This is a genomic window from Brachyspira murdochii DSM 12563 (genome assembly GCF_000092845.1).
GTDB classification, from domain to species: Bacteria; Spirochaetota; Brachyspiria; order Brachyspirales; family Brachyspiraceae; genus Brachyspira; species Brachyspira murdochii.
On sequence record NC_014150.1, the window covers coordinates 640,604 to 661,308 of the forward strand.

The window sequence follows — 20,705 nt, forward strand, 5'->3', positions numbered from 1 at the left end:
TTTATAGGTTTATAAATATGTCTGAAGAAAAAGAGATAAATAATATTGAAAACACAGAAAACACAAATGAAGAAGCTGTTTCAGATAATGCTCCTAGAAAAGTAGTAAAAAAGAAAATGATAGTCAAATCTAAAAATAAAGAAAATATTAAAGATTTAGATTTATCTGCTTACGGAGCTAGAAGGCAGGCAAGAATATATGCTGTAATGTCTTTATATTCTTATGAAATTAATGAAAGAAAAATAAGTATAAATAATATTTTAGATTTTGATTATGATAAAAAAATACCTGAAAATATATTTGCATTTACAAGAAATTTAGTTGAAGGAACTATAAAAAATTTAGAAAGAATAGACAGCTTAATAGAAAAATATTCTAATAACTGGGATATAAAGAGAATACAATATGTAGACAAATCTATTATTAGAATGTCAATATATTCTTTAATATTTTTAAAAGACATACCTAAATCTGTAGTAATAGATGAGGCAGTCGAAATTGCTAAAATATTTAGCGATAAAGATTCTTATAAATTTGTTAATGGGATTTTAGATGGTATACAGGAAGAAGACATACAATAGAAGACTAGCTAAATATAAAAATCTTCAAATGGTGGTTTTTATATTATGCATAGGTGCTTTAGGTTTTATAGCTATAATATCATTAAATGTAGCAATAATGCAGGGTAAAGTAAGGTTAAACTATCAGTCTGCTGATGATTATACCTTGGCAAAAGAATATTATAAAAATAAAGACTACAATAAAGCTAAATCAATACTAAAAAAAGAGATAAGTACAACTATAGACCCTAAAAAACAGTATGAAGCAAATATACTGCTTGGTCAAATATATAATGAAACTGAAGATTATGATAATGCTATAAAAATATTTAATACTATGACCAATTCATTGTATTTAGATGAAAAGCTTAAACATAATTTAGGAATATCATATTTAGAAAAAGAGATGTATGATGAAGCCTTAACATCATTAGAAACATCTTTATCTATAAACAGTAATTATATACCTAGCCTTCTTACTTTGGGACGTTTTTATATGGAAAGAAACTTGCCTCGTTTGGCAAAAGGATATTATGAAAGAGTATTATCTTTAGAAGAAAGCGATGAAGCATTATTTTATGTTGGCTTAATAGCACTTAATGAAGGTTTTCAAAGTGTTGCTTATGATACTTTAAGTAAATTAGTAAGAAGAAGCAAAGGCGAATATGCTGATAAAGCTGCTACAATACTTGGAGATATTTATGTAATATCTGGAGATACTGACAGTGCTATAGAAATGTATTTAAAAAGTTTAGTTAATTCTGATACTAAGCCGGACTCTATAAGAAGACTTGTAAAAATATACGAACAGGTTGAAGACTATGACGGTATAAAAAAAGTGTATGAACAAATACTTGAACAAAATCCCAATGATATTGATACTATACTAGCTTTAGGTGAATTATACGAAAAAGAAAATGCATATGACAGAGCTATTAAATATTATCTAAAATTAACAAAAATGAAAGACTATACTAATACTTATGAAGCTATAGGACTTCTTGCCAACTCTTACTATAAAGGAAGTATGCTTAAAGAGGCAGAGGCTAATTATAAAAAAATTCTAATGGCTGACAATAAAGATGATCTCTATAAAACAGCATTAGAAAGACTTGGCGATATAACATACAGACAAAAAGATTTTATGCCTTCTCTTAAATATTATCAGGAAATATATAAAATAGAAACTAATAATGCTATATTTATGCCTAGACTTGGAGAATTGGAATTATATTACGGTAATTCTGACAGGGGAATCAAATTATTAAAAGATTCTATTGCAGAAGATGTTGGGAATGCTTTTCCAAGCAGAACACTTGCTATTTACTATGAAAGCATAGGCAATATTAATGAAGCATTAAATTACTATAATTATACACTTTCAAAATATCCTAAAGATAGAGAAAGTATATACAGAGCCGGAATGCTTTATTATAAAACTAAAAATTATGAAAAATCAAAAGAGTCATTACTTATAGCAGCAAATGATGAAAACAATACAACATTAGTAAGAGAGAATGCTTGGGTAACTCTTGCTGCAATGATGGAAGAGATACGCTCTTATAATGATGCTGCTGCTTATTACAGACAGCTTGTGGAAATGTCTCCTAGTGTAGAAAACTTTATGCTTTATGGTGCTTTCTCTTATAGAAGACTACAGTATAACGATGCTATATATGCTTATAATGAGGCTTTAAACTTGGCATCTTCAAAGAGAGACTTATTTGATATTAATTTAGCTTTGGGTAAATGTTATTATAGAATGAATGAACTTGATAATGCAGAAGAAAGCTACAGAAATGCATTAAGCTATAACGGAGGTGATTCTCAGGCTAAAGACGGCTTAAGACAGGTTTTGACAAAAAAAGAACTTATGTATAATAATTGATTTTTATAAGGTTAAATATTTTAATCCTACAATCTTTTAATAATGGGCTTTAATAATTATTAAACATTATTAAAGCCTCTTATTTTTTATATTAGACTTGTTTCAAAACTAATTTTCTTTATTAATCGTGGAACAGCACTGCTAAGTACACCCGCACTTCTTTTATGACGCTGTCCCCTTTGGCTACAGCCGACTACATATTTATATACTGAAAAGATAAATTTTACAGCATGTAAAACATCGTATTTTATAATTTTTAAATTAAATAATTTAATATTTAACCTTGTTAAGTAATTTTTTAACAAATCTATTAATTCTTTTTTCTATGTATCAAATAATATATAAAATTTATAACTATAATTACAGCCAATAAAACAGAAACAGCTATATACGAATAAAAAGAAACATCATTAGCCGTGTAAAATATTTTAGGAAGTTTCCAATCTACTTTTTTAAATGAAGCAAATTTTTCTAAATCATCTTTTTGTTCTAAGCTAAACCCTGTAAACTGTTTATAATTATCATCAAAAAATATTAAACTGTTTGGGTGAGTAAAATTATAATAATTATTATTTGTTTTGTAAATAGATCCTTCTTCTTTAGACTCAAAAGTTTCAAGTCCGTAACCGTATATTGGTTCATAAGGAAATCTGCTTGAATGCAAATTATAATCATTACTTAAAAACTGTTCTAATATTTTACCCTCGCCCTCTTCTGATATTTCTGTTATTTTATAATTATTATTACTTCCTAAATCATTAATTTTATTCCAAACTTCCATACCGATTTTTAAATCTACATTTCTAAAAGGCTCTCCATAATAAAAATTGTCCGCATGTTTATATACAAAAAAGAATATCGTATATATATTTAATAAAAGCATTACTGCCGCAAATTTTCTCTTATCAAATAATTTGTATTTATTTAAAAGATAAGATAAAAATATAGAAAAAGGAAGTATTAATACAGAACATATCCTTAATCTTAAATTCATTTTCTTTAAGAAAGGAAATAAACTATTAATTATACCATTATCATAATGAATATCAAAAACCAAATAAAACCATATAATAAAAAGAATAATTTTTAATTTATCAAATTTACTTAAATTAATAATATACTCTTTAATATCTTTTCTATTGATAATAATTATTGCTATAATTATAGGAAGCATCATAAAAGGAAGTGATATATCTCTCTCCCATATCCCTCTATATTGGATATTAAAAAATAAATTCAATGAAAATAACTTCTCTATAAAACCAACAACAGATAAAATTAAATTATAATAAATTACTTCAAATACTTTATAAAAAGGAACATTATCAACCATAAGTCTTCCCCTATCTATTTTTGAAGCCAAAATAAATATAGGAATAAGCCTTGATAAACTTAAAACAAAAGATAATAATACAGAAAGTATTACAGCTATACATTTTTTTACAAAATCAAAATCCAGTTTAAAAAATATTACAGCAGCACCCAATAATACAAAACAAGTATAGAAAAATATTGTGTGAATTGCTCCTCCGAATATCATGGCAGAAAATACAAAAGCACCAGAAAATACTCTAATAATAAAACTAAACTTTAATTTTGATATAGTATTAGAAAAAAATATAAAAACAATAAATGCAGTTAATGGATGATATATAAATGTCCAATGCCCTACTTTAAGATGATAAATATAATAACCAGTGCAGGAAAAAAATACAGCCCCAGTTAAAGAACTGATAAAATTAAAATTAAAATCTTTTTTAAGAAGAATATACACAGATATAAAACCAATAATAGAAAACAAAAAAGTAAGTACATTATAACTATACCAAAAAGGCATAATTAAAGTAAGAAAATATAAAGGCGAATACTGATGCCAATTAGGATTAGCATAACTTAAAAGCCCGCCTCCAAATAAAGGAGAAGCCCATTCTATATCAAGTCCATTATTCTGATAATATAAAAACATACTCATAGCCCTAGCCTCTATTTGGGAATAATCATGTCCTATATAAGGATAATTGCTATTTAAAAGTATAATTTGTGATATTGAAGAAGCTAAACAAAATAATATTAAAATAAATTTTTCTTTTTTACTATTTAAAGCTATATTAAAAATATCTTTATCAGATTTAATTATATATACAAATGAAACTATAAATAATATAGTTATTAAATAAAATAATATTATCATAATACTTTCCTATTTTATATTTTTCTTAATAATATATTCAGGTCTTTTTTTGATTTCATTAAATATATTATTAATCTTTCATATATCTGTAAACAGCTAAAACATCATCTCCCCATATCTTTACAGCATCTTCTGGTATAGGCTTATTTTTTCCTTCTTTTACATCAGTCCATTTACCTGTAAAAAAGTACATATCTCTATTAAAAATAAAATATGTTAATTTTGCTTCTTCATTCATATTCCATTCATCAGATATTCCATACATAATAGATGCAAATTTATACATTTCTTTAATAGTTGAAATAGTTCTTATTGTATTTAAATCAAAATCTTCTCCATTAGAATCATTTATTATTGACTGCATTAATGCCTTGTGATTATCATAACTATATTGTTTTGTATACAGATTTATTGTCCTAAAAATATGTAAAGAAAGAGCAATACTTACAAAAATGGCAAATATAGGTAAAAAAGTTTTTAATTTCATAAAACGTCCTTCCTCTATATATTTTGTTAATATTAATATAGGAACAAATGATAAAGCAAATGCATTATAAATATAATGAAAAGTACCGGGTTTTGATTTAGCTATAAAAAACACTAGTAATGTTGTAGGTATATATATTAAATATAATATCATACTTTCTCTTAGCATTATATCTCTAACATCAAGAGATTGATTATTTTTTGTAAACACTTTTTTGGCAGAAAAAACAAAAGCAGTTATAGAAAAAGCTGCTGTGAGTAAAAGCATTAATGCCATAAAAACTAAAAAAGGATTATCTTTAAACCAAAAATAAAGTATAGCATTAGTTCTTCCGTAAAAGATAGACATTTCTGTTGTAGGGTATATTAGCATGCAGTAAATTTGAGGAAGACCTACTAATTTTCCTCCTTCCCTAAATGAAAGCATTGATAATGTATTTGAAAAACCATTGTTAATTTCACTAATCAAATAAGGTAAATACAATAAAAAAGATATAAATACACTTATTAATAGCGGAACTATATATTTCTTTGTAAGTGTTTTAAATCTTATGATATGGTAAACTATTAATGACGGCACTATCGAAAAAAATACAGCAAAATGACACTGAGCCATTAAAGCAATAATAGGAAACATAAATAATGCTGAAACATATGAATATTTTCCATCTGATACATATTCGCAAAATAATATTAGTAATATAAATGATAAATATATCATTGGATTTGGATTATAAATATCTATACTAGCAAAAAATAAATAAGCATTGCATAATAATAAGGCAGTAAATACAGCAGTTATATATTTTCCAAACCTTTTATAAAGCCACAATAAAAATACAAATAAAACTACAAAACATAGAAACATAAACACAATACGTGAAATAAAAAAATTATCATTTGTTATTCTATAAATGAATGTATACAATATATAATAAAACCCGCCCGGCATTCTAGGGGTATAGTCAGCATCAGCATTCCACATTTTTGTACCTAAAACTGGTATGGAATTCATATTATATAAAGTTACCATGTCATCATACTGTTTAAATTGATCAAAATCGGCTTTTGCCCTTGGAAATCCATATATATGTATTATTATTGTAAGTATAATAGGAATTATAAATGCACTATATAATATGATATTCTTTTTCATTTTGTTATCCTTAAAAATTATTCTATTGTTTTTTTAATAATATATTCAGGTCTTTTTTTGATTTCATTAAATATATTGGCTAAATACTCACTAATAACAGACAGTGAAATTAGCTGAAAACCACCCATAAAAAGAATTGTAATTATAATAGAAGCCCAGCCTTTTACTAGAGTCTCTGGATTAAATAAATACAAATAAAACACTCTGATAGAAAAAGCTAAAGCAATAAATATAGCGAGTATACCTAAAAATAATGATATTCTTAAAGGCTTAACAGAAAATGATAAAATTCCTGTAAGAGCCAACTTAAGCATTTTCTTAAAAGTATATTTTGTATGCCCTGCTGCTCTTGCATCTCTCTCATATTCGAAAGCTCTCTGTTCAAAACCAGTCCAGCTTATTAAACCTCTTATGTATTTTGGATTTTCACTAAAAGATTTATACGCTTCTATAACATTTTTATCTATAAGTCTAAAGTCTCCAGTATCAACTGGGAACTTTACTTCTGAGAGCAAATTTATCAAACGGTAAAATAATGATGCTGTTAGTTTCTTAAATATACTCTCACCCTTCCTTGAAACTCTTTTACCATAAATAATAGGTGTTTTGGTTTTTTCATATTCTTTTATCATATCCGGTATAATTTCAGGAGGGTCTTGTAAGTCAGCATCTATTATTACAGCTATATCCCCTTTAGAGTTATGTATTCCGCAGCTTACTGCAGCCTGATGTCCAAAGTTGCGTGAAAAAGAAAAAAGTTTTACTCTGCTGTCTTTTTTATTTAATTCTTCTATTATCTGTTCGGTTTTATCTTTACTGCCGTCATTAACAAAAATAAATTCGCATTCATAGTCTGATAATTTTTTAGAAACATTATTTATTCTTTCATAGAGTGTATTTAAAACTTCTTCTTCATTATAGCAGGGTATTATTATACTAATTTTCATAATACACCGCCATAAATATATTTTTTTTGCAATGACAATAGATTATATTATTTATTAATATACTGATTTCTGATTTCTGATTTCTGATTTCTGATTTCTGATTTCTGATTTCTGATTTCTGATTTCTGATTTCTGATTTCTGATTTCTGATTTCTGATTTCTGATTTCTGATTTCTGATTTCTGATTTCTGATTTCTGATTTCTGATTTCTGATTTCTGATTTCTGATTTCATAAATCTTCCTTAAAAACTAATACCATTTTATTATACATCATAATAATATAAATTTCAATATTTTTACTAAATAAAGTATTTATATTATTACAATTTATGTTATACTAGATTAAACATTATTTAAATTTAGTGTTAATTTTAAACGGAGTATTTAATTTATGGCTAGAGTTAAATTTATGGAATATGAAGAAGCCCAAGGTAAAGTGAAAGAGGCTTTCGATTATCAATTAAAAAAAAGCGGCAATGTTACAAATATGAAAAAAGCATTATTAAATGACTATGCAACTTATGAAGCATTTATGGGGTGGTATACTTCTTTTGACAGATTGGTAGAAGTAGTTGGTAAAAGAGCAGCTATGATACTAGCACATTCTGTTTCTACTACTAATGGTTGTATGCTTTGTTCTTTATTCTTTATAAGAGATTTAAAAGCTATAGGAGAAGACCCTAAAAACCTTAAACTAGATGAAAAAGAACAGCTATTATCACAATTAGGTATGCAGATGGTAAAAGACCCTAATGCTGTAAGTGATGAGCTAATTAACAATCTTAAAAAACATTTTAACGATTCTGAAATAGTTACTATAGTAGGTTTTGCAGCTCAGATGATGGCTACTAATAATTTTAATGCTGTACTAAAAATAGATTTAGATGAATCTTTAGTACCTATACAGGGTGAGTTTGAAAAAGAAACTTGGAGAGCTAAAAATAATTAATCATTAACTTATTATAGCAAATATAAATTTAAAAAAACAAGAGGCATATACACTCTTGTTTTTTTATTTATAAAAAATAAAAAAATGTTAATTAATATCAAATGTATAATGTGTAACTGCCCTATCCGGAAGAAAATAATCATTACCCTTATCTTTTATCATTTTAAGCATATCAGCCATAGTTTTATAATATAGAAAATAGTAATCATACTTTTTAAAATCAGACATAGAAGATTTTAAAAGTAAATTATAATATTTCTCTGAAAGATTCAAAGCTGTTTCATATTGACTATCTAATTTAAACTGTCTGTCATAATCGGCCAAACGTACTATTTTGCTGTTTAATGTAAATAAATCAGCTCCGCCGCTTCCCCAAGCAATAGCAGAAGTTATTTCATTATTAGGTACAATATTAGCCCAATCAGATTCTAAAGCTTTATCCGGAGAAACAGAGGATACCTGCAATTGATATGAACCAGAGTTTTTTATATGCTCTTCTGTAATTGTAAAATTAGTTTCAAATCTGTCAGCTGCCTCAAGTATTTCTTTAATAGGCGGTATAGGATATGTATTTTTTAATGCTCTGTAATATTTACCATTTAATTCAGTATATGAAGGCTCTAAAGGTGTACCGTCTTCTTTTACTTCATATCCGCCAACTACATCAATTTTTTCCTGATTAGCATTATAATAATAATTATCTAATTTACTTATATCTATGTTATTTTCTTCTTTCCAATTTATACCGTCTTCTGTTGACCATACGCCGTCTTTATCGGTAAACTCTCTATCTTTAGTCCAAGTCCAATATCCGCCTTTATACTCATAATGTGATGATATTCCGCCATATATATATATTTTATCTAATTTATTTCTATCATACTTTATAATAAACTGCTGTCTTTTTTCTGGGAAAGGAAATTCATATTTTACCCAATTATCATTATTCAAAATATCTTTTGTAATATCAACTGCATAGTAATCTTTTGAGTCGTCTGTATATTCGGAAGATTGATAACTTCTATATCCATTAGGGTTATCATCTGCAAAAGATTTCTGCCCTGTAATAAATAATTTACCTTTAATATAAAATAAAGCAGAAAAATCCAAAGTTTCCATACCATATACTCCCTGTATACTAGGATCATAATCATTCGGCATAGGAATAGAGTAATTTGCTTTTTCTATTTCATCAGAAGAATCAGACCAATTTATAAGACTTTGAGATTCTCTATATATGGAATAAATAATTAAGTTTCCATAGCATGCAAAGTCATAATAAGGAGGAGGATTAGTAGTATAAAAATTCGCCCTATCTAATCTGCGTGGATATTTTGGAAAATTAATAGTTTTTTGCATTGCTTTTGATGATGGTATTGTTACTTTATCTGATTCTATAACTAATTGTTTTGAGTTTAAATTCTTCCAATATTCAGTATTTTCTAAATCACCAGCTAATGATAAACTATAAATTTTAGTTATTGTACTTCCATCATTATTAATTTTTAATAATGCACCTTTTCCTGAAGGAGTAAGATTTTTTGTGTTAATATCATATTGATATTCATTGGTAGCCAAAACATACCACTCATTTTTGTATTTGAATCTTCTTCCATAACCTCCAAAAACGGTACCGTCTGCAACTACTTCTGGTTTTATTTCTATATAACTTTCCTCTATATTTTCCGGAGGTATAGGGGAAGGTAATATATAATCAGGCATTTCATCAGAAACTAGAAACTCCGTAGGAGGCGGTATATGAGAAGGACGCAATAGATTTATTTTTTCACATGAAATAATAAAAGCTGTAGAAATTAAACATATAATTAAATAAACTTTATTTTTCAATATAAAAACCTCAATATAAAATTAATACAATATATACTAAGAATACATTATAATATATTTATTTCAATAGTTTTAATTAATTATTTAAATATGCGGTTAAATTGAAATAATATATTATTTATTCTGAAGTTCTTTACTCTTATTTTTTATATCAAGTACTATTTCTTCAACAGCACTCTTATTTATAAAATCTATCTTTTTACCGTAATTTTCTAATAATAATTTTTCATCTTCTGTTTTCACTGCTTTAGCTGATATTATCCTTCTCAACATATGCATCATCAAAGCATGATGAAGTTTTAATTTATCAAAATCTACCCCGCCTCTTAAAAAATAAAATTTCATGTGATCTTTTATATCAGATTTAAAATTTTGATTAACAGCATTATTATATAGTTCCTTATCATTAGTATCCCCAAGCCCGACTATAACACAATACAAATGCTTATCACCTTTTAACTTATTAAAAAACTGTTTTATCCTCTTAGCAGAAGAAAGTTTACCAGCATATAAAGCACCTGCAAATACGATAAAGTCATAATTATTTAAATTCTCAATAGTTACATTATCAATACCGTATAAATCCCCATGAACTTTGTCTGCTATCCATTTAGCATAAGTTCTTGTTGTTCCGTATTTACTTTTATAAAGCACTGCAATATTAGTTGACATAATATTTCCCCTATATTAATTTTTCGTAATTATAATTTTATATTATTAAAAATAAAAACTTGTGAGCATTTAGTAAATTCGCAGAATGCGAACAAGTTTTTTATGTATAAACAATATCAAACATTTACGCTCTCTTTTTGTATAAGTTTAAGTTCATATATCTAAATGAAAATTTATTAAACTAATACTAATGGTTTATACCAATGTACAAATCACTTACTTTTAATTCAAAAGCTATATTTTTTGCAATATAATACAATATTCTTTTTATAAAATTGTTGTTGTCTACTAATTGTATATCAACAAGTACTTTTTAGCATTTTTAGTTTTTGCTTTAACATCACCTTCGGTGGAATAGACTCTTTTAAATTTTCATTTTCTGCCAAATTATAAGGATTAATAATTTTTAGATTTCCTACATACTCAAAACCTGCATCGTTTAAAACGGCATTAACAATATTTTCTAATATATCTCCATCACTCTCAGTACCAATTAGATATCGTACAAATAAATCATTAAGTCTATTAATCTCTTTCATAGCTTTATTATACTAAAAAGTAATAAATTGTCAAAGTTTATATAAAAATAGTATTAAGTATAATTTGCAAAAAATATAAATTGTTTTATTATTTATATATATAAAATTTTCACTAGGATTTTTATCTATGATAGAAGAGTTTAAAAAATTTATTATGCGTGGTAATATATTGGACATGGCAATAGGTATAGTTATTGGGGCTTCATTTACAAAAATAGTTAATTCTTTTGTTGAAGATATATTAATGCCTCCTATAGGACTAATATTAAGCGGAATAGACTTCTCTAATATATTTATAGTAATTAAAAAAGGTATTTCTGACGCTGGTCCTTATACTTCAATAGAAGCAGCAAAACAAGCTGGTGCTGTTGTTATAGGTTTTGGTGTTTTTATTAATACTATAATAAGTTTTTTTATAACTGCTTTGGCAATATTTATGATAATAAAAATATTTAATAAAATGAGAGAAAAAATGGTAAAAAAAGAAAAAGAAGATAAAGAAGCAGAAGAAAAAATATGCCCTTACTGCTGTTCTTCTGTCAATATAAAAGCAGTAAAATGCCCTCACTGCACTTCAGATTTAGATAAATAAATTTGTATGCATGACAAAATTATTATGACCACCTTAAAAAAGAATTATGCATATACTCAAAAACATCTATATCGTATATATAGTTTAATAATGAAACATCAAAATTATTGGTACTTCCGAAATATTTAGAGCCGCCTTCTTTTAAAACTAATAATTTATCTGCGAAATTTAATGCTGCATTTATATCATGAAGCACAGCAATAATACATCTATCTCCATTTTTCACCCATTCTTTTAAATTATAAATTAATTCTATCTGACTATTTAAATCCAAATGATTTGTAGGCTCGTCCATCAATATAATACTAGGATTTTGTACTAAAGTTCTCGCTAAAAAAACTCTTTGAAGCTCTCCCCCAGAAAGTTCTGTTATCAATTTATCTTTTAAATGCATTAACTTTAATTTTTCCATATAATGAATAACAAAATCCTTATCTTCTTTACTTGGCATAGATAATAATTTATCTTTATAATTGGCATATCTTCCCATCATTATTGTATCATAAGAAGTATATCCAAAATAAATAGAAGACATTTGACTCATAATTGCTATAGCTTTATAAGTATCTATTTTTCTTATATCTTTATTATTAATAAATATATTACCTTCAAAATCTATTATTCTGCAAAGCGATTTTAACAAAGTACTCTTTCCGCATCCATTAGGTCCTATAATGCATAAACTTTCATTCTGAGATACTTCAAATGATATATTTTTTAATACTTCTTTTTTATTTATATTATTTTTATAATACAAAGATACATTTTCCGCTTTTACCATAACAGTTTTATTCATATTACATTCCGTTATTTTTATTTGATATAAATATATACAAAAAGAAAGGAGCTCCTATAACAGCAGTAACTATCCCTATCGGTATATTAGAACCCTGAACTATAATCCTAGAAAATATATCAGAAACATTAAGAAGAAGCCCTCCAATTAAAGCAGATGCGGGAAAAACTATAATATGCTTAGCCCCAAATATTTTTCTTGCTATATGAGGAGATACCAAATCAACAAAACCTATTACTCCAGTAAAAGCAACTAATACCGCTGTTATAAATGAAGATATTAATATAAAAAATATCCTCATTTTTTTTACATCTACACCAAGCGACAAGCTAGTTTCATCTCCAAAAGTTATTATATCAAGCACACTGGAATATTTAATAAGTATTAATAAAAATAATAATGTCATTGAAATAATAATCAAAATATCTATTTTATTTCTTACAAATAAACTTCCAAGCTGCCAAAGTATTATTTTGTTTGAGTATTTAGGAAACATATACGATAAAAAACTCATAACTGAACTTAAAAATAATGATATCACTATTCCAGCAAGTATTATAGAATTGCTGCTCATATATTTATCTATTTTTTTTGATATAAATAGTATAAACAATATAGTAATAAAAGCAAATATCATTGAAACACCTATGAAAAAGTATTGATTAAATGATATATTCATTACTATAAGTAAGGAAGCCCCAAGTCCGGCTCCAGATGATACACCAAGATTATATGCAGAAGCAAGAGGGTTTCTCAATATAGACTGTATCACAACGCCTGTCATAGATAAAGAAGCTCCTACAAATAATGATAATACAGAATGCTGAAGCCTTATATTTATAATGTCAGAGTTTATTTTATTTATATGAATGAGTTCTATGCTAGAGACTTTATATATAAGTATGCATATTATTTCTTTAGGAGATATAAAAACACTTCCAATGCATACTGATAGTATTGATGAGATAAAAACTAATATTAAAATTATTATAATTTTTTTTATCATCTTATTGTCAATTCCTAATTATTTGAACATCTTTATATTCATTAGGATAAATATATTTAGCCATATCTAATAGTGCATATATAATATTATGAGTAGGCAAAGATGATGATGATATATAATATACATCTTTATTTTTTAAAGCATTTATATTTTGCCAAGACTGACGGCTTAATATTTCTTCTTCAGGATTATCTACATAATCCACACTTGTAAATATTATGTCTGGATTAGAAAAAAGTACATTTTCTTCAGATACTGCTATCCAAGAGTTTCTATCTTTAAATATATTCTCAGCACCTATAATATTAATCATATCATCTAAATAAACATTAGTACCAAATGAATAAAGATTAGGCAAAGCAGCTATTTCAAAATACACTTTTTTATTATTAGTTATAGTATTTCCTATGGATTTTATTTTTTCTACATTTAAGTCCATAATATTTACAATATTTGAAGCTTCATAATTTTTATTTAAAACATGCCCTATAAAATATATATCATCTTCTATTGATTTTATAGTATCGCTATTTGGTATAACTGCTGTACATATTCCAGAAGCATTTATAGAATCAATAGAGTTTTTACCAGAAAATACGCTGAAATTATTAACAAATAAAATATCAGGATTAATTGATATCATCTTTTCAGAATCAGGATTCATCATATCAAAAACAGATATGTTAGAAATATCTATATTATTAGTTTGTAAGATTTCTTTTGAAGCTGCATCTGAAGCTATTATTTTCTCTGAAAACCCTAAAGCTATTATAATATCTGTAACAGCAGGAGATAAAGATGCTATAGTATTTATACTGTCTGGTAATATTATACTATTTCCAGCTCTGTCTTTAAGCGTATTATCAAAAGTATTTGAAGCATTGCATGAAAGTAAAAATATATTAAAAATGATTAATAGTATTATTTTAATTTTTTTCATAAATATAAACATTTCTCTTATTTTTTATATTAAAAACTTTTATATAAACATTTATTTTTTATGATTATAAACTTAGATATATAATTGTCAATAAAATCATATCATTAAAGAATTTTTTATTATTAATGCATACAAACTTTATAAACTAATTCTTATTTATCAATTTCATTATTCTGACTTATTATATAATCAGATATTTCATTAGATAAGTTTTCCATAAAAAGTATTCTTGCATTAATAGTATTTACAAAATAATTATAAAATATAACAGCAGGTATGGCAATAATAAGTCCGGCAGCAGTTGTAAGTAAAGCATTAGCTATACCAGAAGCCAAAGCAGTAGGTTTTCCGCTTCCTACAACTGAAATCACAGCAAATGACTGTATCATACCAAGTATAGTACCTAAAAGACCTAAAAGCGGTGCTATTGTAGATATAGTAGAAAGTGCCGAAATAAATCTTTCAAGTCTTGGAAGTTCTTTATTTGAAGCACTTTGCATAAACTCTTTCGGAGCATTAATATTTTTAAGTCCGGACATTATAATATTTGATAATGGCGATTTAGAAGCCTCGCATAATGCAATAGCTGCTTTTATTTCTTTTTCTTTAACTAAAGAAATTAATTTTGGAGCTAATGAATTATCCTCTGATTTTATTCTTGTAAAATATATAAATCTATCTACTATTATAGTTAAAGCTAATACTGAAGATATGAGAAGCCCTATCCAGCAAACAGTCATAGCTGAGTTTAAAAGACTTTCAGAACCGAATATATTATCCATATATAAAATGCCTCATATAAATATCGTTATTGGTTAAAACATTATAATTGTAAGAATATAAAAAATCAATAATTAAAAATATATTTTATTTTAAAAATAAATATAAAAATCCTTGACATTTTTTATTATTTATAATAGTATTTTTGCAGACAGTAAAATGTTTTAGGAAAAATAAAATGTATAATATAAATTATAATTTGTTTTTAAACTATCTTTCAAGGCGTTAAGCCTCCAAATTTCTTTTCATAAAAATAATTTCATAAAAAATAATTTTAAACAAAAATTTTTAATAAAAATATATTCTTACTAAGAAATATCAGAGGAGTATTGTATTATGATAAAAGTATCTGTTATAGGTGCAACCGGTTATGCAGGAATAGAATTAATAAGACTATTATTATCGCATAGTAAAGTAGAATTAAAAAATCTTTCTTCAAAAAGTTTTGTAGGTAAAAACATTAATGAAATATATGCTAATCTAAACAAAAATTGTGATAAAATATTAGCAGATGAAAATGAAATATTTGAAGATACTGATGTAGTATTTGCTTCGCTTCCTGCAGGATTAAGCGATGACATTGCAAATAAATGCTTTGAAAAAAATATTTTGTTTATAGATTTGGGTGCTGATTTCAGACTAGACAATGAGGAAGATTATAAAAAATGGTACGGCAAAGAATATAAGTACAAAAATATACATAAAGAAGCAATATATTCAATACCAGAAATAATTAAATACGATAGTGTATATAATAAAAAAGATTTAAAAAAAGCAAAAATTATAGGAAATCCGGGCTGCTACCCTACTTCTATAGGTTTAGCATTAGCTCCGGCATTGGTAAAAAAAATAATATTAAAAGATGATATTATAATAGATTCAAAATCGGGAGCTACAGGTGCAGGACGTGAATTAAAATTAAATACTCATTTTACAGAATGTAATGAGGCTTTCTCTCCATATAAAGTTGCAGAACATAGACATACACCAGAAATAGAACAAACATTATCAAATATATACGGAGAAGATATAAAAGTAACTTTTGTTCCGCACTTGCTTCCATTAAACAGAGGAATAATTTCAACGATATATGCTAAATTAGAAAATAAAAATGATACATTAGAAAATATACACAGTATTTATAAAGAGTTTTATAAGGATTCAAAGTTTGTAAGGGTGCTTAATATAGGAGAGACTGCCAATTTAAAATATGTTAAATACTCAAACTACTGTGATATATCTTTGCATATGGACAGCAGAACAAATAAATTAATAATAGTATCAGCAATAGATAATATGGTAAAAGGAGCAGCAGGACAGGCAATACAAAACATGAATATAGCATTAGGATTAAAAGAAGATGAGGGATTGAATATAATTCCTCCAGCTTTTTAATAAATAATTATTTTAATAAAAAGTAATTTTAAGCTATAAGCAAGCATCTGATAAATTGTGAAGGAAGTTGTCAGCTGATTAAAAGCGAGTTTATAGCTAGCAACAAAAAAATAATTTTAAAGCTATAAGCAAGCATCTGATAAATTGTGAAGGAAGTTGTCAGCTGATTAAAAGCGAGTTTATAGCTAGCAACAAAAAAATAATTTTAAAGCTATAAACGAACAGCTGATAACTGGAAGTTGTCAGCTGATTAAAAGCGAGTTTATAGCTAGCAACAAAAAAATAATTTTAAAGCTATAAACGAACAGCTGATAACTGGAAGTTGTCAGCTAATTTAAAGCGAGTTTATAGCTAGCAACAAAAAAATAATTTTAAAGCTATAAACGAGCAGCTGATAACTGGAAGTTGTCAGCTAATTTAAAGCGAGTTTATAGCTAGCAACAATAGGAGATTATAAATGTATAGTTTTAAACAAATTGAAGGCGGTGTATGTGCTGCTAAAGGCTTCAAAGCAAATGGAGTACATGCTGGTATAAAGAAAAATAGTGAAAAAAAAGATTTAGCAATAATTTACAGTGAAAGTTTATGTTCAGTAGGAGCTGTATATACACAGAATAAAGCCTGCGGAGCGAATATCACTGTAAGTAAAGAGCATTTAAAAGATGGAAAAGCAAAAGCTGTTATATGCAATTCTGGAAATGCTAATACCTGCAATAGAGACGGAGTTGAAAAAGCAAAAGAAATGTGTAAACTAGCAGCAGAAGTTTTGGGCATTGATGAAAAAGATGTTGCCGTTGCTTCTACTGGCGTTATAGGTGTGCCTCTCAATATAGAGCCTATACAAAAAAATATAAAAACATTAATAGATAATCTAGGTAATTCTAAAGAACATGCCCAAAATGCAGCAGCAGCTATAATGACAACTGATACATTTATGAAAGAAATTGCTTATGAATTTGAAATTGACGGAAAAATAGTTCATATAGGAGGAATGTCAAAAGGAAGCGGTATGATTCACCCTAATATGGCTACTATGCTTGCATTTGTAACTACTGACTGTAATATTACAAGTGAAATGCTGCAAAAGGCATTAAGCGAGGATGTAAAATCTACTTATAATATGGTTAGTGTTGATGGAGATACTTCTACCAATGACATGTGTGTAGTGCTTGCTAATGGAGAAGCTAAAAATAATATAATAGATAAAGAAGATGATAATTATAAAATATTTTGTAAAGCATTAAATATGGTCAATACATATTTATCAAAACAAATGGCCAAAGACGGAGAAGGTGCTACCAAATTAATAGAATGCGAAGTAATAAATGCAAGCGATATAAAATTGGCTAGAAAAATAGCAAAATCTGTAATTACTTCAAATTTGGTAAAAGCTGCAATGTTCGGATGCGATATGAACTGGGGACGTATTTCTTGTGCTATAGGCTATACTGAAGACGCTGATTTTGATATCAATAAAGTATCTATAAATGTGGGTTCTAAATACGGTGAGATGAATGTTTATAAAGACGGATACGGTGTAGAGTTCAGCGAAGAAGAGGCTTTAAAAATATTAAAAGAAGATGAAATAAAAATTACAATAGATATGAACTCTGGCACAAGTAAAGCTGTTGCTTGGGGCTGTGATTTAACTTATGATTATGTAAAAATTAACGGCTCTTACAGAAGTTAAAAATCAGAATTAAAAAAATAAAAAACTAGGAAATAAAAATGGAAAATATTTCAAACAGAGATAAAGCATTTATATTAAATCAGGCACTTCCATATATGCAAAGATACACTGGAAAAACCGTTGTTATAAAATATGGGGGAAGTGCTATGGAAAATCCAGAATTAAAAAAGAAAGTTATGAGTGATGTTGCTCTAATTTCCACTTTGGGAATAAGAGTTATAGTAGTTCATGGAGGCGGTAAAGATATTACTGCTATGCTTAATAAAATTGGTAAAGAATCAAAGTTTGTAAATGGGCTTAGATACACAGATAAAGAAACTGCTGAAGTAGTAAAAATGGTGCTTGCTGGAAAGGTTAATAAAGATTTAGCAGCTTCGCTTGAAAACTGCGGCGGAAAATGTTTGGGTATATGCGGTATTGACGGAGGTATGTTTAAGGTAAGTAAATACAAAGGCGATGATGATTTAGGATTCGTTGGAGATGTTGATTCTGTGGATACTGATTTATTAAACACAATTATAACAAATAAATACATTCCAATAGTTGCAACTGTCGGATGTGATAGTGAAGGAAATGTATATAATATTAATGCCGATACTGCAGCTGCCAAAATAGCAGAAAGCCTTAAAGCAGAAACTTTAATATATATGACTGATACTCCCGGACTTTTAAAAGATAAAGATAATGAAAACTCTCTAATAAGCCAAATAAATATTAAAGATATAGATAATTTAATAAAAGACGGCACTATATCAGGGGGAATGATACCTAAAGTTAAACATTGTATAGAGGCTGTTGAAAATGGAGTGTCAAGAGTGTTTATAATAGACGGAAGATTATGCCATTCATTATTAATAGAAATGTTTACCGATGAAGGTATAGGAACTATGTTTTATAAAGACTAAAAATAATAATAAATAAAATATAAATGAGGGTAAAAATATGCCATGCAAAAAAACAAATAAACAAAATACTGAAAATAATGATAAATCAAAATTAAAAAAAGAATATATAAACAACAGTAAAAAATACGTTGCTAATACTTATGCTAGATTTGATTTAGTTTTAGAATCCGGAAACGGAGCAAAATTAAAAGATATAGAAGGAAAAGAATATATTGATTTAGGAAGCGGAATAGGAGTTAATAGCATAGGATACGGTAATAAAAGCTGGATTAATGCTGTAAATAGTCAGGCAAAAACTCTTCAGCATACTTCAAATTTGTACTATACAAAACCTTATATAGATTTGGCTAAAAAATTATGCTCTATAACAAAATATGATAAAGTATTTTTCTGCAATTCTGGTGCTGAGGCTAATGAAGCTGCTATAAAATGTGCAAGAAAATACTCTTTTGATAAATATGCCAATGATGATAAAGAATATAAAAGAAATAAAATAGTAACATTAAAAAACTCTTTTCATGGCAGAACTATGGCTACCCTATCGGCTACTGGTCAGGAAGTTTTTCATAATTACTTTTTTCCATTTTTGGAAGGATTTTCATTTGCAGAGGCTAACAATTATGAAGATACTGTTTCAAAACTAGAAGATAATGCATGTGCTGTAATGATGGAGCTTATACAGGGAGAAGGAGGAGTTATACCTCTTGATAAAGAATATGTACAAAAAATAAAAAAATACTGCGAAGAAAATGATATACTTTTTATAGCTGATGAAGTACAGACTGGTGTTGGAAGAACAGGTAAATTTTTATGCTCAGAGCATTTCGGTATAAAACCAGATATAACTACATTAGCTAAAGGCTTAGGAGGAGGTCTTCCTATAGGGGCAATGCTTATGAATAAAACTTGTTCTAATGTATTTAATAATGGAGATCATGGCTCTACATTCGGTGCTAATCCTATAGCGGCAAGCGGGGCTTTGGAAGTATTAAACATTATAGATAAAGACTTATTAAAAGAAGTAAGCAAAAAATCAAAATATATAAAAGATAAATTAATGAAACTTGATAATGTAGAAAGCGTTGACGGTATAGGATTAATGCTTGGTATAAAACTTAAAGAAGGTTTAAATGCTAAAGAGATAGTAGAAAAATGTATAAGCAAAGGTGCTATTCCATTAACAGCTAAAACAAAAATAAGACTTCTTCCTCCTCTCACAATAACAGATAAAGAGCTTGAAAAGGCTGTTTCTATACTCTGTGAATGCATAGGATAATTTGATTAATTTATAAAAAATTAAAAATAAAAGCTTTACTTTTTAGTAAGGCTTTTTTATTTCTTATGTTTATAATAACAAATAAAAAA

17 protein-coding genes and 1 pseudogene are annotated in these 20,705 nt (G+C 26.8%); 8 read left to right on the plus strand and 10 right to left on the minus strand.

All coding sequences use genetic code 11. The features are described 5' to 3' along the window. Nucleotides 1–17 precede the first annotated feature (17 nt). Nucleotides 18–581 carry a transcription antitermination factor NusB gene (nusB, locus tag BMUR_RS02650; protein ID WP_041749972.1) on the plus strand — a complete coding sequence of 188 codons (564 nt, stop codon included), beginning with the start codon at nucleotides 18–20 and terminating at the stop codon, nucleotides 579–581. Then, entirely contained in the window at nucleotides 553–2,448 is a 1,896-nt protein-coding gene (locus BMUR_RS02655) for a tetratricopeptide repeat protein (RefSeq protein WP_013113052.1), read from the plus strand. Before nusB ends, BMUR_RS02655 begins: the two co-directional genes overlap by 29 nt. 310 nt (nucleotides 2,449–2,758) lie before the next feature. Here BMUR_RS02655 and BMUR_RS02660 read toward each other — a convergent pair whose 3' ends face one another. The 3 genes from BMUR_RS02660 to BMUR_RS02670 form a co-directional block, all read right to left on the minus strand. Beyond that, complete coding sequence (locus BMUR_RS02660) at nucleotides 2,759–4,639, minus strand: hypothetical protein (RefSeq protein ID WP_013113053.1); 1,881 nt, start codon at nucleotides 4,637–4,639, stop codon at nucleotides 2,759–2,761. 70 nt (nucleotides 4,640–4,709) lie between these two features. Beyond that, the gene (locus tag BMUR_RS02665; RefSeq protein WP_013113054.1) at nucleotides 4,710–6,281 is read right to left on the minus strand and encodes a hypothetical protein; all 1,572 of its coding nucleotides are present in this window, start codon (nucleotides 6,279–6,281) and stop codon (nucleotides 4,710–4,712) included. 17 nt (nucleotides 6,282–6,298) lie between these two features. Then, nucleotides 6,299–7,228: a glycosyltransferase family 2 protein gene (locus BMUR_RS02670; RefSeq protein WP_013113055.1), complete on the minus strand. Its 930-nt coding sequence runs from the start codon at nucleotides 7,226–7,228 to the stop codon at nucleotides 6,299–6,301. 391 nt (nucleotides 7,229–7,619) lie between these two features. Between BMUR_RS02670 and BMUR_RS02680 the strand changes: the two genes are divergently transcribed. After that, nucleotides 7,620–8,177: a carboxymuconolactone decarboxylase family protein gene (locus BMUR_RS02680; RefSeq protein WP_013113057.1), complete on the plus strand. Its 558-nt coding sequence runs from the start codon at nucleotides 7,620–7,622 to the stop codon at nucleotides 8,175–8,177. Between the two features lie 87 nt (nucleotides 8,178–8,264). Here the strand turns inward: BMUR_RS02680 and BMUR_RS02685 are convergent, their stop codons facing one another. The 3 genes and pseudogenes from BMUR_RS02685 to BMUR_RS02695 all read right to left on the minus strand — a co-directional run. Then, a complete protein-coding gene (locus BMUR_RS02685; protein ID WP_013113058.1) occupies nucleotides 8,265–10,025 on the minus strand; it encodes a hypothetical protein in 1,761 nt (586 codons plus the stop codon). A gap of 114 nt (nucleotides 10,026–10,139) precedes the next feature. Then, nucleotides 10,140–10,697, minus strand: coding sequence for a flavodoxin domain-containing protein (locus BMUR_RS02690; protein ID WP_013113059.1), 558 nt, complete (start codon nucleotides 10,695–10,697; stop codon nucleotides 10,140–10,142). Between the two features lie 156 nt (nucleotides 10,698–10,853). Beyond that, nucleotides 10,854–11,236 (minus strand): annotated as a pseudogene (locus BMUR_RS02695) (PD-(D/E)XK nuclease family transposase); the annotation flags it as partial. 127 nt (nucleotides 11,237–11,363) lie between these two features. Between BMUR_RS02695 and mscL the strand changes: the two are divergent. Next, nucleotides 11,364–11,828, plus strand: coding sequence for a large conductance mechanosensitive channel protein MscL (gene mscL, locus BMUR_RS02700; protein WP_013113061.1), 465 nt, complete (start codon nucleotides 11,364–11,366; stop codon nucleotides 11,826–11,828). A 22-nt stretch (nucleotides 11,829–11,850) separates the two neighbouring features. Here mscL and BMUR_RS02705 read toward each other — a convergent pair whose 3' ends face one another. The 4 genes from BMUR_RS02705 to BMUR_RS02720 form a co-directional block, all read right to left on the minus strand. After that, the gene (locus tag BMUR_RS02705; protein WP_013113062.1) at nucleotides 11,851–12,624 is read right to left on the minus strand and encodes an ABC transporter ATP-binding protein; all 774 of its coding nucleotides are present in this window, start codon (nucleotides 12,622–12,624) and stop codon (nucleotides 11,851–11,853) included. A gap of 1 nt (nucleotide 12,625) precedes the next feature. After that, a complete protein-coding gene (locus BMUR_RS02710) occupies nucleotides 12,626–13,630 on the minus strand; it encodes a FecCD family ABC transporter permease (RefSeq protein ID WP_013113063.1) in 1,005 nt (334 codons plus the stop codon). 7 nt (nucleotides 13,631–13,637) lie between these two features. Next, the gene (locus tag BMUR_RS02715) at nucleotides 13,638–14,570 is read right to left on the minus strand and encodes an ABC transporter substrate-binding protein (protein ID WP_041750048.1); all 933 of its coding nucleotides are present in this window, start codon (nucleotides 14,568–14,570) and stop codon (nucleotides 13,638–13,640) included. A gap of 152 nt (nucleotides 14,571–14,722) precedes the next feature. Next, the gene (locus tag BMUR_RS02720) at nucleotides 14,723–15,352 is read right to left on the minus strand and encodes a MotA/TolQ/ExbB proton channel family protein (RefSeq protein ID WP_013113065.1); all 630 of its coding nucleotides are present in this window, start codon (nucleotides 15,350–15,352) and stop codon (nucleotides 14,723–14,725) included. A 334-nt stretch (nucleotides 15,353–15,686) separates the two neighbouring features. Here BMUR_RS02720 and argC point away from each other — a divergent pair, with 334 nt between their 5' ends. The 4 genes from argC to BMUR_RS02740 all read left to right on the plus strand — a co-directional run bounded on the left by argC (nucleotide 15,687) and on the right by BMUR_RS02740 (nucleotide 20,616). After that, nucleotides 15,687–16,745 carry an N-acetyl-gamma-glutamyl-phosphate reductase gene (gene argC / locus BMUR_RS02725; protein WP_013113066.1) on the plus strand — a complete coding sequence of 353 codons (1,059 nt, stop codon included), beginning with the start codon at nucleotides 15,687–15,689 and terminating at the stop codon, nucleotides 16,743–16,745. 457 nt (nucleotides 16,746–17,202) lie between these two features. After that, a complete protein-coding gene (argJ, locus tag BMUR_RS02730; protein ID WP_013113067.1) occupies nucleotides 17,203–18,435 on the plus strand; it encodes a bifunctional glutamate N-acetyltransferase/amino-acid acetyltransferase ArgJ in 1,233 nt (410 codons plus the stop codon). A 38-nt stretch (nucleotides 18,436–18,473) separates the two neighbouring features. Next, a complete protein-coding gene (argB, locus tag BMUR_RS02735) occupies nucleotides 18,474–19,340 on the plus strand; it encodes an acetylglutamate kinase (RefSeq protein ID WP_013113068.1) in 867 nt (288 codons plus the stop codon). A 37-nt stretch (nucleotides 19,341–19,377) separates the two neighbouring features. Next, entirely contained in the window at nucleotides 19,378–20,616 is a 1,239-nt protein-coding gene (locus tag BMUR_RS02740) for an aspartate aminotransferase family protein (protein WP_013113069.1), read from the plus strand. Nucleotides 20,617–20,705 lie beyond the last annotated feature (89 nt).